Here is a 15,221-nt window from a genome sequence, read left to right as displayed (position 1 = left end):
TTATTCAAAATTCACCCGTTAATTTTTTAAATCAAGGAGTATCAATTATGAGTAACACTAATGACTTAGTTCTACATCTAAAACTAGATACCATTATCCCCGATGCAGACAATCAAATAGTTCGTAGTGCTTTTTTAAGCGAGAATGTTTCAGCTTTAAGTGAGAATATTTCGGCTTCTACTGAGAACCAATATAGTGTTCATGGTAGTCCCCAAGTTGTGAGTGATGAACATTTTGGCAGTTGTTTCATTTTTGATGGAAGACAAGACTATATAGAAATTCCTAATTCAGAGGACATTAACTTTGCAACTAATCAAGATTTTACCGTTGCCAGTTGGATAAAAATAGCCAAAGAACAACCATTTAAAACCAATGGTGACAACGATATTATTGAAAAATGGAATGGTAGTGGAGGTTATCCCTATGTCATCAGATATTTGCGTAATGAGCAAAGAATCCATGCAGCAAGATATGATGGTTCTAATAATCCCGCTGTCACCACCACAACCCAACTTAATAGTGAGCAATTTTATCACATTGCTTTTGTGAAAGAAGGTAGCAAGTTACGGCTTTATTTAGATGGACATGAAGAAAATAGTACGGATGATACAACCCAATCTCAAACACAAAATGATTCACCTCTTTATCTAGCACGTAGAGGAGGAAGCAATGAAGCTTATGCTAACTATTTTGCGGGAACAATTGCTCATCTCCGCATCTATAATAAGGCATTATTCCCAGAAGAAATTAAACAGGATATGAATGATGATTTAACTGCGATCGCCGCTTTTAATCTTGCCTATCCTCTTGATTTTGACTTATATGAAGGGGACAATAAAGAGTCCATTATCTTTATTGAAAATGATACTAAGGGAGAAGAACTGGTTTTAGAAATTGCTAATAATACAGAACAAGGGATTACTTTACTGGCAAAAAGTGGAGCAGTCAGTCAAAATAATTATCATTTTGAATTAAGATTTAGACCTGATACTCTATCACCTAAATCTTTACAGCAATTGGCTTTAAAACCTCAAAGTAATTGGAGTATGAGTCATCCTGTTACTCAAGCAGATGGGATAGTTTCTCTCTATTTCTTAACAACTAATACTACTTTATCAGCTAATGAGGTCGTTACTTTAACCCTGCCAAACGTCAGTGCTTCAGCAGCGGGAGGGGCAAGAACAACCAGAGTTGAGTTTTTATGTCCAGAGTTTACTTATCAAGGAGAGACTTTAACTCATTATTACCGAGAAAAAAACCTCAGTGTTATCGATCATCGGGGTAAGAAAAATATTCCGCTTCATGTCAGTTTTGTAGGCTCTAATCGGATTTTGAATGATGGCACAACGACAAATAAGTTAACTTTGCGAATTGTTAATGTATTAAAAGATAAATCTATTCCTTTGATTCCAGATAGTAAGGGGGATAATGCCTCTAAGTTTATTATCTCTTTTGATGTTCAAGAAGAAGGGCAGAATAAAGATTGGGCTTTGGGAACCACAAGTCAAGTACAAGGAATAGGGATTCAAGGAACAGATTTTCGACTGACGGCAAGACATATAGAGGAGTGGAAAATTGTTAAAGAGACTCAAGGAGAATCGCCAACTTGGACAATAACTAATCAAAATGAAGAAAACGTTGAGTTACGACAGGAACAGGGTATTGAATTAACAATTAGTAAGATCATTTCTTCTCTTCCTTCTGGTCAGACCAATCTTTATATACGCTATGAAAATATTCCGGGTTATTGGGATGGAACTTTTATTTGTACGATAGAAAAATCACCCATTTTGTTTGATGAGCACGGCAAGGTTGGCATGGGTATTACTCCAGGGACTGAACAATTGAAAGTAAAGGGAGATACAGCGATCACAGGCAAATTTTCTCTAGGTCAACTTATTGCCAATTATGATAGTGGTTGGTTTGATGTTGAAATAAATAAAAATTATAAGAAAGAGCATAACTTAGGAACTTTCTTATTAGTTACTCAAATTCTTTTTAAAGATACTAATGGCAGAATATGGGATGCAAAAACGACACTTCGTAGAGTCAATGATGGTGACTTCCAAAATAGCTATTGTGGTTATTATTTATTGATGCCAGACCATAATACTTTTGATTTTGCAACAGCAGGACAGGCCGTTTTTGCTGCAGACAATACTTCAACTTATGGACCGGAAAGGAAAAGTCAACGTTTTTTCAAAGGTAGCTATCGAATTTTTGCTTGGAGGATTGGAGCTACATTAAATGAATAATTATGAACGATAAACTAAACAAAAGATTATGTTAAGCATGATACAGACTTACCCAATTTCTAAAACTATCACCACCTTGGCTGTTCTAAAGCAAAAGTTTAATTTATCTGCTACAGATAACGATCAATTTTTTAATGAATGGCAACAGGACTTACCTGATTTAACTACTCAAGAAAAAGAAACCTTAGAGCAAATCAAAAGACGATTTGAACGCCATAGAGAGAGAAGTCCTTTAGCAGAAGGAGTGATCAATCAATTACTCATTTCTCCTTTACTAACTTTGGCGGGTTTATATGATGAACCTTTCTATGTCACCACGGAAGCAAGTGTTGAACTAGAAATAGAAGAAGAGGAGGAAATCTTACGGGGGAGAATTGATACTTTAATTATTGCTCCACAACTGTGGGTGTTAATCATTGAGTCTAAATCTACCATTGCTTTTCCCGTTGCATTACCGCAAATAATGACTTACATGATGGCAAATCCTAACCCTCAAATCCCTGTCTATGGTTTGATAGGTAACGGTGATGAATTTATGTTTATTAAAATGCTGATCCAAGGCGTTCCTCAATATGACTTTTCTAACATTTTTTCCCTGCTTTTACCCCGGAGAAATCAGTTAGAGGATATCTTGCAAATTCTCAAACAAATTGCTAAAATTATGATCATAAATATGACGGATTAAGAAATTAAAAGATATTGAAATAATCGCTCTTTATTCTAGTCCTATGTTAAAATGCGGAAAGCGTATCGAAGGGAGCTGCCGAGGGCAGCACCCTCCTAATTCAACCCCTACCCTAAAAGAATGATTAAGCATGACATTAACGATTGTCAATGATACCCTAAAAACCATTCTCGCTCGACTGAAACGAGAATTAAAAAATCATTACGGTGATCGCCTTAAACAGTTGATCATGTTTGGTTCTCAGGCCAGGGGTGACGCGCATCCAGACTCTGATATTGATGTCTTAGTGGTTCTCAAAGGAGAAGTAAATGCCAGTGAAGAAATTGAAAAAACTGGCTCCATTATAGCCAGTTTATCTTTAGAAAAAGATTCGGTAATCAGTTGTATATTTATGGATGAATACCGATTCATTCATCGTTCTGGTCCTTTGCTTAGGAATATTCGTAAAGAGGGAATAATTCTATGAAAATAGAAAATCAAAAGCGATCGCACCCCATCCCCCCTAAAAGAGAAAATCAAAAGCGATCGCAGATAAATATTAATCTTCTTCACAATTTATTAATCTATTAACAGGTAGGTCAAATCATGGGAAACTTCCAAGCTATAAAAACCGAAACAGACGATCGAGTTGAGTTTAAAGACAATGTTATTAATGTCATTGCAATTCCTCCCACACAACCGCTTACCATAACAGATTACTATCAATCTATACTCAAAGCGGCTTTAACAACTTTTAAGCTTAAAACCGATTTTAAGCTTAAAAACGAACCAGAACCCACGAGGAACGAAAAAATATCTTCGGACTTTGAGACTTCAATGAAAGAGTTCTGGGGAAAGGAATGCAACTTCAATGATTGCCTCATTGGCTATATCTTACAAGACACCCATCTTTCTAAAGATGTTGACACACTTTTAGCTCGAATAGCCGATGAAGAAAATAAATACTACTGGAAATGGCTCGACGGTAACAATGAGGTAAAAGATACTGCTGGCAATCAAATAATACTGAACCGATTACGCATTGTAAATGCAAATTTGCTCAATAAAATTTTTGTAAGATTTGATAATAGTACAGGTAATAAGATAGGAGGAAAACACTGGATAACAAATGAAAAACCCCTTCAGGATCAAACCTTAATCGTGCCAGCCATTGCTATCAGCCCAGAGGGATCTTATACAAATGGCACTGACTTATATTACGGTGTTTATGTAAATCCTAACGCTAGATTGCTTTTTCTGGATAATAGTGAAGATACCCAAAGATATAAATACGGAAAAAAAGATGGTTCTAATGATTATGAGATAAAGCGAACTTACAAGTATGATGAAAAAATAAAAAATAAAGATGAAGAGCGTGATAACGAAGACGCTGAATATTTTTTAGAAAAAGGAAATGAGCAATATCGTTATTTGTGGGAATTAAGAGGTCAAATCAATAAGTTGGGTGATAAGGAGAAGGGGAAGAATACTGTAACTAAAACTAGACAAAATGTCTTTACACTACCAAAAAAAGAGGATGACGCGGAGAATAAGTTATTGAGAGACAGAATTCATTTCAAAAAGGATGATGGAAAAGATGATACTGAAAGAAATGATAAAGAAACAGAAAAAGCTAAAGCCTTAGCACATCAGGCGGCTTGCGAGCTTCCTAAGGGAAACTATCACTGTTTTTACCACGATAACGGGGGAACTTTAATGGGGCATATCTCCGCCGTAAATATAGGCGAGGGAGGGCGTGGAAGTAGTGGCTATCCTATGCGTGCCGATAGGGTGAATGAGGTAAACTATAAATGGTTAATTGATTTGCTTGATGGAGATGCAAATTTTCCCTTAGCAAAATTATGGAGTTATTTGTTTGAATTAAATCCAGAGTTTTTAGTAACATCAGCTAATCGTCCAAAAATTCAACAAAACCGCACAACTAACACATCTGATGCTTTCTACCCTACTAATTGGCCTTACGACAAAGTCAAAAAAGATGGATTTAAAAATCCTGTCATTGGTAGTATAAATAGTTTGATTCAATATTATAAAACATTTAATCCGTCAGAACCTAAGAGAAATAAGCCTCTAAAAGACCCATTTCCGCCTCGCGTTACGAATCCGAGCATTCCTGGTTATGATTATAAATTTGATATCAAAAAAATTGAAATATCTGTAAAGTTAGACAATACTGGCTACCGGGTATGGAAAAAGTTCAACGCTGTTGGAGAAGATCTCACTTTAGGTTTTAACGAAAAGGAACGAGTAGATGCGGGGAAAACGATGGCAGAAGCCTTGAGTGATTTTCATGTATATCCTGGGATGAAAGCCAGTAATATCACGCCTAAAATAACTGATTCTAAATTATCGGCCACCTCCTTTGCTAAATATGTACTAGGACAGCTTAATGATAATGCTGTTAAGGAGCAATGGCGTGTAGATAATAAACTAGATGTAAATGCTACTGTTGATGCTTCTAGTTTAAAAACCGATCAAGAATGGTGTCACCTGTTTGGTCATGGGGATGGCGGTCCAGAAGAATTGGGTAATTTTGTTTCTGGTAGTAAACACTGCAACACTGAACAACTGGCGATTGAAACTGGTCAACGTCGCGTCAGTCAAAATAAAACCGATTTTAAAGAAGTTGAACGAAGTAAATTAAAAGCCCGAATTACGGCTTATTTGATACCGAATGCGGGTACATGGGTAACAGGAGGAAGTTATACGCAAGACAAATTAAATGAAACTTTATTGGATGGTGTTACAGATCATACGGTAAAAAATCAACAAAGCGAATTCTTTGAAAAAGTTCCTAATGTATCCCCAGATGAATATAGATTAAAATTTAAAATAAATGCTTCTGGTAACATAGATGATCAGGCTCTTAGAACAGCTTTTAAGAAATTGTCAGATGCAATTAGCGATTCTGCTACTAATCTAGATAAAAAGAAACAGCTTTTCAAGTTCCAGTACAATTTGGAAAGACATTTTTTCATGTATCTACCAATAGCCCGTTGGATGCGCTACAAGCTTTATTATGATGGGAAAAAAGTGTTTGACCACATCTACGATGCTCAAAGTGAAAGCATAAACTTACATGAATGCCAGATCCTTGATTACATGGTAGAAAGAGCGTTGTATATAGCAATGGGTAAAGAGTCTGAGTACAAGCAAAAAATTAAAAGCCGTGTAGAAAAACTGCTACCTAGCGAGGAAGAAGCGGGGATTATCGGCAGAGTTTTAGATTTAGATCAAGAACTTCGTAAAATATTCAATAACCTGAAGCAAATAAACGGGTTTGCAGTACAAATAGTAACGGAAACATCTGAAATAAAGAAGATTCTACAAAATTCTACTCCTGATTTTACAACCATAAATCTAGAGCAACTAGAGGAAAATTGCAATATGCTACAAGAATTGCTTAAAAATGCTAATACTGACATTCAATCTCAAATAACTATTGACCATAAAATTGCAGAAGATTTTAAAAATATGACCGTAGAACAGCAAAATCAAAGCCAACTTAAATTGATTATTAAAGATTCAGTTTTGTTGAAAAACATTAATTATTTGACAGAAACTATTGAAGAAATATCGAAAATTCAGAAAGATATAGCAACGAAAATTGGGGTCATGAAAGAAGAACTTAAGAAGGCGAACCCTAAAATGGAAGTTGACAGCATTGGGGAACAAGTCGAAAGCCTGAAGAGACAGATTAAAGAAACAGAAGAAGAAAAAGCAACTTTACCTGGGGATGAAAAGAAAAGATTAAAAAAACAACAAAGTATGGTTTCAAATGCTAAGAAACTGTAAATCAATCTATCCCATTAAAAAACAAACCTATTTATATGATCAATCCCAACCTTCAATCTATCAAAAACCAACTCAACTTAGGTCATTTAACACTGGATCAGAATGCCATCGGTTCAGCTTTAGCTAATCAACTTCAACAAGCCTTTTCTGGAGAAATATTACAACTTGAGGCAGTAAAACAAACCATCGCAGAAACGGATGATTCCCTATATTTTCAAGCAAGAATCCCTTCATTACTGGGGGTAAGACTGCAAGCTGTCGAAGGCATTTTTTTTGTCTATAACGGTCAGTTAGAGTACCTACTAAAAGCCACTCTCCCGAAGGTTTGGGATTTTTCTTGGTCTTATCCAGACCTTCCCGATTATACTAATTTTGGCAACTTAGGTCCAGATGCGGGTAATCAATCCTCACTTTTTTACGACTTACGATTTCCCGCTGATAAGCCGATGGTACTGGTTTTTTCTTCCCACAATTTTCAGAAAGATCAAACCCCAAAATCCTATCTCACATTACTAGATACTACCTTAAATATTAGTAAAATCCATCAGGGGCTAAATTTTGTTTCAGAGATAGCACTTTCTGAGATGCCACTTTTAGATACACTAATAGAGTTTGCAGGTTATCAAGATTTATCTTTACCTTTTTATGGCTATCTAAATCAACAACCTGAATACGAAGAAATACGCTTAGAGATAGAACTAAATTTTACTAAAACCTATGAAGATATTTTCAGTTTTGGGATTTCTTCACTTGTCTTGCATACCAGCATCTCTCTTTATGCTAACTATATAGGATCAGGGATTAGCTTTTTAGGGGGAGTTAGCATAGGAACCTCAAAAACACCTAAAAACGTAGAGATAGTCTGGCCCGTAGGGAGTACACAACTCATCATCGAAAATGCAGAACCTATTCCTTTTCCCGGTTTCGACACTTTTACTAACTTATTAAGTGGTCATTTACCCAACAATAGCGATACCTTTCCTCTGGCAATAAACTCATTAAGTACCCTAGAAATTCGTGAATTATCCCTACACTTATCCCTAAGTCCACTTAGGGTATCTTATATTGTCTTAAGTATCGGTCCGACAGCAAACTGGAATCAACCCTTATTAGGAAAAGCATTAACAATTGAGGATTTATTATTACGATGGGAAGTTAGTCCCGGAGATCCTACTCCTATTCGTTTTTATCTCCTATCCGCTTTTAATGTGGGAGGGGGTTTAGTAAACGCTTCAGCCGTCTTTCCCGACTTTGCTTTTTATGGTGAACTTGGCTTATATCAAACCATCGCCTTAGAGCAAATCATTGAGGAAATAATCCCCAATGCTCACCTGCCACACATCTCCATATTAGACCTTGCGATAAGTGCTGATATCAAACAAGGGTTATACGCCTTTGAAATAGAGATGGCTAGTGATTGGGAATTGAACTTGGGAGGAACTTCTATCTTACCCCTTAAATATTTACATCTAGAGATAGAAAAGAACCTTGGTGGTAGCTTTGCTACAATTAACAGTGTTCTGACTATTGCCGGGGTAGATCTGATTCTGCTGGCGACTAATGCCAACGAAAGTGGGGGTTGGACTTTTGCCGGAAGTACCAGACCTGGACAGCAAATTCCCATCGGACTGTTAATAAAAGATTTAGTAACAACCTTTGGAATAACAGATGAAGGTTTTCCCAAAGCTATTGAGGGATTAGTGGTTGAAAATATAGCAACTTATTTCAATACTGAAACAAAGAATTTCTACTTTACCTGTGAATCTATATTGGAGATCGAAGAAGAAATAATTGATGTAATTCTTCAAATTAATATTACCCAACAATTAGACGGTTCTTATCAAAAACACTTTGATGGACATATCACTATTGGGAGCTTAAAATTTGCCCTCATTTTCGATACTGACCAAACCTCTACCAAATTCCTCGCCGCTTACCATGATGACCAGACGATAAAAATTAAAGACCTAATTGGTTATATTGATTCTCAGTTAAAAGAGGATATACCAGAAGGACTAGAAATAAGCCTAAAAGATGCCTTATTTGCCTATGCTAAACAACAAACCTTAACTAACTTTCTCTTTGGTTTAAATATTGATGGTGGCATTAACCTCTCTAACCTCCCCTTAGTCGGACAAGAATTTCCTCCCAATCAAACCCTGAAAATTTCCCTACAAATCTTAGCAACTAAAGCTGATTTTACAGCCCCAGAATTACAAGCCTTAAACACTTTATATACCGACGGAGGCATTCAACTCCCCACCACCAATATTAAGCAAGGTCTAGACCTTATCCCCTCGCTTCAACTCGGAAGCGAAATCCAACAATTAGAACTCCCCATCACCATCAATAAAGATAATGGTCAAATAGAAGGAACAACCCCCCCACGGGATAATAACCTTTCTCCCTCAGTCGTCACCCCTTCCTCTACTCCCACCCCAATTAGTGATAGTACCAAATGGTTTACACTGCAAAAAAGCTTAGGGCCTGTCCACTTTCAGAGAGTTGGTCTAAAATACCAAGACTCAAAAATCTGGGTTTTATTAGATGCTAGTCTTAACCTAGCTGGACTTTCCCTCTCCCTTGATGGACTTGCCGTTAACTCCCCCCTCAATCAATTTGACCCCAAATTTGACCTTAAAGGCATCGGCATTGATTACAAAGGAGGCGACACACTAGAAATTGGTGGCGCATTCCTCAGAACCAAAATCACCACCCAAGATGGAAAAACCTACGACGAATACGACGGTGCCGCCGTTATCAAATTTAACGTCAAAGGCAAAGCCCTCAAACTTTCCGCCATAGGGTCCTATGCTTATTTTCAAGGGCATCCCTCCCTCTTTATCTACGCCATTCTTGACTACCCCATCGGTGGCCCCTCCTTCTTCTTCGTCACCGGATTAGCCGCCGGCTTTGGCTATAACCGCGCCCTCAAAGTCCCCACCATTGACCAAATTGCCACCTTCCCCCTTGTCGCCGAAGCGGTTAACCCTCCTCCTGCTGAGGGTTCTAACTCAGACCAAGCCGCCCGACTCACAGGAGAACTAACCAAACTCCGAGACTATATCCCCCCCGAAACTGGGCAAATATTCCTCGCCATCGGCATTAAATTCACCTCTTTTAAACTGATTGATTCTTTTCTCCTGCTTACCGTCGCTTTTGGTAATCGTTTTGAACTTAATATACTTGGTTTAGCCACCCTCATCGCCCCCCCAAATGTAGGCGCAGGAGTCCCCCCAGTTGCCGAGGTACAACTAGCCCTCAAAGCCAGTTTTCTGCCCGCCGAAGGATTTATTGGCGTTATTGCCCAACTTACTCCTAACTCTTATATCCTTTCTCAAGCTTGTCATCTCACTGGAGGATTTGCCTTTTATGGCTGGTTTGCCCCTAACGTCCATGAGGGAGATTTTGTCCTCACTTTAGGGGGTTATCATCCCCTCTTTAAAGTCCCAGACCATTACCCGAAAGTACCTCGCCTTGGGCTTAATTGGCAAGTTAGCAGTGAACTTTACCTCAAAGCAGATGCTTATTTTGCCTTGACTCCTTCCGCTATCATGGCCGGGGGACACCTCCAAGCTACTTGGAATAGTGGTCCTCTGAGTGCTTGGTTCAACGCCGGGGCAGACTTTCTCATGTCTTGGAAACCCTATCACTACGATATTTCTATCTATATTGATATGGGGGTTTCCTATACTTTCCAATTTTTCGGGACTCAGCATATTACCGTTCAATTAGGGGCAGATTTACACATCTGGGGACCCGAATTTACAGGGATTGCCCATATTCATCTTTGGATTATTTCTTTTGATGTGAGCTTTGGTAGCAGTGCCTCGCAAGCACCCACAGCCATTGACTGGAATGAGTTTAAAACCTCTTTTCTCCCTGCTGCTGATGCTATTTGTACCATTGCCGTTAAAGAGGGTTTAGTCAGAAAAGTTAATCAAGATGATAAAACAGATTTAGGGATCATTAATCCTAAAGATTTCTGCTTAGTCACTAATTCAGTCATTCCTGCTAAGAAAGCTGTCTATACTAAAGATATAACTCTTCAAGACGATCAAATCCAAATCGCGGCAAGTAATACCCAATTTGGCATCAGTCCAATGGAAGTCAAATCGGAGCAATTAACCTCAGATTTAACGATTAGTATAACTAGAGATGGCAAGTCTCTAAGTTCAGCAGAATTTGACAAAAATTTTACTTGTATTCCCCTATTTAAAAAAGTTCCCATCGCACTTTGGGGCGAATCTTTAAACCCTAGTTTGAATGGTAATCAATTTATTGAAAATACCCTATCTGGATTAGAAATTAAACCTAAAAAACAACCAGAACTGGGGGCAACTCAAGCCATTAATCGCAGTGAATTACAATTTAGCCCTGTTTCGATTGATAATGCTTATCATTGGCAGACAATTGGCACTTTTCAGGAGGAAACCACTAAAGACATTAGTAGCACTATTGTAGATAACGCAGTCAACAACACCAGAGATAATTTACTAAAAGCACTAAATTTAAACAGTGAAGAAATTGATCTCAGTGCAACAATTGCCGATCATTTCTTAGGTTTACCTAAAATTGGAGTTTTAGTTAATTAATTATTATTAAAGGAGTCAAAAATGCCAGAAACTACCACAACTGAACCCACTAAAATTGAATTTATTCAGTATCATCAACCAGCTTTAAAAGATGGTGATTATGAGATTACTCTTACACAAGAAATAAAAGAGGAAAAAATTACAGCAAATAACTCCTTTCAGATTACTAGAAAATTTTCTGTAGGTGCAGAAAGATTTGACTTAAAACCTACAGACATCCACGCTGTATTTCCCCCTGATGGTAGCTTAGGAGAACATTCCAATGTTTTACCCCATATTATCCTAAACCGTAGTACCTTACCTTGGGAACGTCAATCTATTAGTAATAATAATAATACTCCTTGGTTAGCTTTATTATTATTTGAAGAAACGGAAGCACCAGAAACTCAAATTATTACCCTAGAAACCTTAAAAAATATTAATAGTTATCCCGCTAAATTTCCCAATTTTACCCTAGAAAGTGGACAACATGAAGACGATAAAGTAATAATTATTGATGTCCAAAAACAGTTATTAGAAAAAATTTTACCCCCTAAAGAAGACTTAACTTATCTTGCTCATGTTCGTCAAGGAACAGATGCTCAAGGAAAATTAATCGGCGATGAATTAGCCGTTATTATTTGTAATAGACTTCCTCAAAAAAGTGGCAGAAGTATCGTCCATCTGGTTTCTTTAGAAGGACGTTATAATAATAACGGTTTTGATTTTCAGGGAGCAGGAGATAATGATAATATTCGTTTAGTTAGCCTAAAAAGTTGGAGTTTTTCTTGTATTGATGAAAAGCAAAGTTTTAAAGGACTTTTGATCCATCTTAACCGAGAACCTAGTACCCTAAGATTGCCACAAGTTAATAATACTGAAGCCGAAAAATATCTATCTATGGGTTATGTTCCCTTACCCCATTTTTTACGACAAGGAGGGAAAACCTTCTCTTGGTATCATAGTCCTTTGATCACAGGAAACAACCCTAACAATAACATCACTTTACCCATTCGTACAGCAGATGAATTAATCATCTATAATCCTGATAATGGTATGTTTGATGTTTCATACTCTGCTGCTTGGGAATTAGGAAGATTACTCGCTTTACAGAGTAAAAATTTATCCGTTAGTCTCTATAATTGGAAACGCACTCATAGACAAAGCTTACAAAATATCGAAACTCATTTACCCGTTTACAATCAACCTAATACAGAACTTCCTGAGAGTATTTATAATTGGTTTGAAGATTTAAGTCTTCTTAAAGGTGTACCTTTTAATTATCTGGTTCCTGATGAACTTATGTTACCTGTAGAATCAATTCGTTTCTTCTATCTTGATTCCCTTTGGATAGAATGCCTATTAGATGGAGCCTTTAGTATTGGTCGAGTAACTACATCAGATCATAAACAGGATCAAGAAAATAAAACAAATCCTGCTGTTAACAATTACCCCATAGTAACTGGTTTTTTACTCCGTTCAGATGTGGTGTCAGGTTGGCCGGGTTTACTCGTTGATGGTTATAATGAAGATGATATAAACAAGATTGAATTACTACGGATGGAACGTCTTTCTGCTAATGTTTTAATCTGTTTATTTAAGGGAGAAATCAAAACATTAGATATTCACCAAAAACCAGAAACCTTACATTTCGGACTAGACTTGGATGATGAGAAGAAAACCTACAAACAATTGAGAAGTGGTAAAAACATTGATTCTCATGTTTTTCCTTGGAGGGATGAAAATAAAAAGGTCATCAATATTAACAACCTAGCTATAGCTATTAAAAATAGTAGCTCATTTACCTCTGCTCAATTGGCTTTAGAGATGATTGAAGGAGTAGAAAAAGTGAGATTTATTGGTTCTTAAAAACCTATTAACTAGGTAGGGTTTGCTGAATAACTGTGAAATACTTATGATATAAGGATTACAGCCATATTAAATTCCCAAAAAGTCAAGAAAAAGGGACAGAAAACGGCTAAAATTGCTAAAATACCCTTGCACTGGCTCTTCTGGTTTCTGTGTGGAAACGAGGTCTATACTGATAGAATATCCGCAAAATAGCCCTAAAAGTCTTGCCCGATAAGCATTTCACGACTCCATAAGCAAAAATTATCACACAAAGTCGAGAAGAGCCTTGCACTTATCCGACAAGAACATATGTACCGAAAAACGAACGAGTCTTCAATTGCCCCAGAAAACTTTGAGTTGCCTTTTGAGGGAAAATTATCAGCAGATAATCGCTGGATAATAATGGCAGAGTTAATTCCCTGGGAAGAATTTGAAGAAGAATATGCCCAAAATTTTGACGAAGAAATGGGTGCGCCAGCCAAACCATTTAGGATGGCATTAGGAGCATTAATTATTAAGGAAAAATTAAAAACAAGCGACAGGGAAACCATAGAGCAAATCAAGGAAAACCCCTATTTACAGTATTTTCTAGGGATGTCAGCCTATAGTAATGAAGCTCTATTTGATGCGACAATGTTCGTTAATTTTCGTAAAAGAATCAGTAAGAATTTAATCAATAAAATTAATAAAAGAATGGTGATGAGAGAGAGAAAAAAGAAGGAAATTGAAGAAAAAAGTGAAAGAAAAGAAGAAGAAAAAGAGAGTCAAATAAAAAATAAAGGAAAATTAATATTAGATGCAAGTTGCGCACCTGCTGATCTAAGTTATCCCCAGGATTTAGGGATATTAAATCAAGCAAGAAAGAAAACAGAAAACATTCTAGATTGTCTCTATCAAAGTTTGAGAATCAAGCTGAAGAAAAAGCCAAGAACTTATAGAAAAAGAGCGAGAAAAGATTATTTAAAAGTAGCCAAAAAACGTCGTTGTTCTCAAAAAGAAAGACGAGAAGCTATCAAGAAGCAACTGCAATATATCAAAAGAAATCTATCTCAAATAGAGAAATTAATCGAGGGGGGATCAGAGTTAAGTAGTCTCAGCAAAAGAAACTACAAAATGTTGTTAGTGGTGACAGAAGTTTATCGTCAACAATTGTGGATGTGGGAAAATAAATCATCGAGAATTGATGATAGAATTGTGAGTATAACCCAACCACACATCCGCCCTATCGTTAGAGGAAAAGCAGGAAAACCAGTTGAATTTGGAGCAAAAATCTCAGTAAGCTGTTTTGAGAGTTATGTATTTTTAGACCATTTAAGTTGGGATAATTTTAATGAATCTGGGGACTTACAAGCGCAAGTAGAAGAGTATAAAGAATTCACAGGATATTATCCAGAATCAGTTCATGTTGATAAAATTTATCGAACTAGAAAAAATCTAGCTTGGTGTAAAGAAAGAGGAATTAGAATCAGTGGAGTTCCTCTAGGAAGACCACCTAAAAATATTAGTAAAGAAACTAAAAAACAAGCTCTTGAGGATGAAGGAATTCGGAATGCAATTGAAGGTAAATTTGGTCAAGCAAAAAGAAGATATAGTCTTGATTGTATCATGACAAAACTTGATAAAACTTCAGAAACTTCCATTGCCATTACTTTTTTAGTCATCAATCTTTCTAACCTGCTTAGACAGGTTAACTGTCTTTTTTTGTCCCTATTTCTTTATAAGTAGTCATGCAAAATTAATTACCTGCCCGATCGAGCTAAAACCCTTACGGGGCAATGATCGTCATGTGTAAATAATTTTGCCTAGGTACTTACATCTAAATTTAGCTTTATTCATCCCTCTTTGATTAGAAAAGATGATAAAAAAGCTGATTTCTCAACAGAAAAACTTATCTTAAATTCGGGCTGATTTTTGAGAGTTTTTGTTTTTTACTTTTTCAGCAAACCCTAGGTAGGCATTAAAAATTATCAGATGCCCCCCTTATTAAGGGGGGACTAAGGGGGGATCAAACCTAAAATCCATTTTAAATTTAATTATAACCAGCTACTTAGCATCGTATTT

General features: G+C 36.7%; 6 protein-coding genes and 1 pseudogene. All 7 read left to right on the top strand.

Going from position 1 to position 15,221, the window contains the following annotated elements; genetic code table 11:
* The first annotated feature begins 47 nt into the window (after positions 1–47).
* The 7 genes and pseudogenes from VL20_RS03390 (at position 48) to VL20_RS03360 (ending at position 15,068) form a co-directional block, all read left to right on the top strand.
* Positions 48–2,255 (top strand): LamG domain-containing protein, encoded by a 2,208-nt coding sequence (locus VL20_RS03390; RefSeq protein ID WP_284525990.1) that lies wholly within the window; start codon positions 48–50, stop codon positions 2,253–2,255.
* Positions 2,256–2,283: 28 nt separating this feature from the next.
* Positions 2,284–2,940: a type I restriction endonuclease subunit R gene (locus VL20_RS03385; RefSeq protein WP_249264894.1), complete on the top strand. Its 657-nt coding sequence runs from the start codon at positions 2,284–2,286 to the stop codon at positions 2,938–2,940.
* Positions 2,941–3,070: 130 nt separating this feature from the next.
* Entirely contained in the window at positions 3,071–3,406 is a 336-nt protein-coding gene (locus tag VL20_RS03380; RefSeq protein ID WP_052275615.1) for a nucleotidyltransferase domain-containing protein, read from the top strand.
* Between the two features lie 119 nt (positions 3,407–3,525).
* Positions 3,526–6,735, top strand: coding sequence for a hypothetical protein (locus tag VL20_RS03375; RefSeq protein ID WP_052275614.1), 3,210 nt, complete (start codon positions 3,526–3,528; stop codon positions 6,733–6,735).
* A 35-nt stretch (positions 6,736–6,770) separates the two neighbouring features.
* Positions 6,771–11,330, top strand: coding sequence for a DUF6603 domain-containing protein (locus VL20_RS03370; RefSeq protein ID WP_052275613.1), 4,560 nt, complete (start codon positions 6,771–6,773; stop codon positions 11,328–11,330).
* 21 nt (positions 11,331–11,351) lie between these two features.
* The gene (locus VL20_RS03365) at positions 11,352–13,178 is read left to right on the top strand and encodes a hypothetical protein (RefSeq protein ID WP_052275612.1); all 1,827 of its coding nucleotides are present in this window, start codon (positions 11,352–11,354) and stop codon (positions 13,176–13,178) included.
* A 291-nt stretch (positions 13,179–13,469) separates the two neighbouring features.
* A pseudogene (locus tag VL20_RS03360) lies at positions 13,470–15,068 on the top strand (IS5 family transposase).
* Positions 15,069–15,221: the final 153 nt, after the last annotated feature.

The organism is Microcystis panniformis FACHB-1757 (genome assembly GCF_001264245.1).
GTDB classification, from domain to species: domain Bacteria; phylum Cyanobacteriota; class Cyanobacteriia; order Cyanobacteriales; family Microcystaceae; genus Microcystis; species Microcystis panniformis.
Note: the sequence above shows the minus strand (reverse complement) of the source record. Positions and strands in the feature narration are given on the sequence as shown.

Bases quoted from the DNA above. Each gene is read 5' to 3' on its own strand.
- VL20_RS03365 (WP_052275612.1), top strand. From the start codon at position 11,352: ATGCCAGAAACTACCACAACTGAACCCACTAAAATTGAATTTATTCAG.
- VL20_RS03380 (WP_052275615.1), top strand. From the start codon at position 3,071: ATGACATTAACGATTGTCAATGATACCCTAAAAACCATTCTCGCTCGA.
- VL20_RS03390 (WP_284525990.1), top strand. From the start codon at position 48: ATGAGTAACACTAATGACTTAGTTCTACATCTAAAACTAGATACCATT.
- VL20_RS03375 (WP_052275614.1), top strand. From the start codon at position 3,526: ATGGGAAACTTCCAAGCTATAAAAACCGAAACAGACGATCGAGTTGAG.
- VL20_RS03370 (WP_052275613.1), top strand. From the start codon at position 6,771: ATGATCAATCCCAACCTTCAATCTATCAAAAACCAACTCAACTTAGGT.
- VL20_RS03385 (WP_249264894.1), top strand. From the start codon at position 2,284: ATGTTAAGCATGATACAGACTTACCCAATTTCTAAAACTATCACCACC.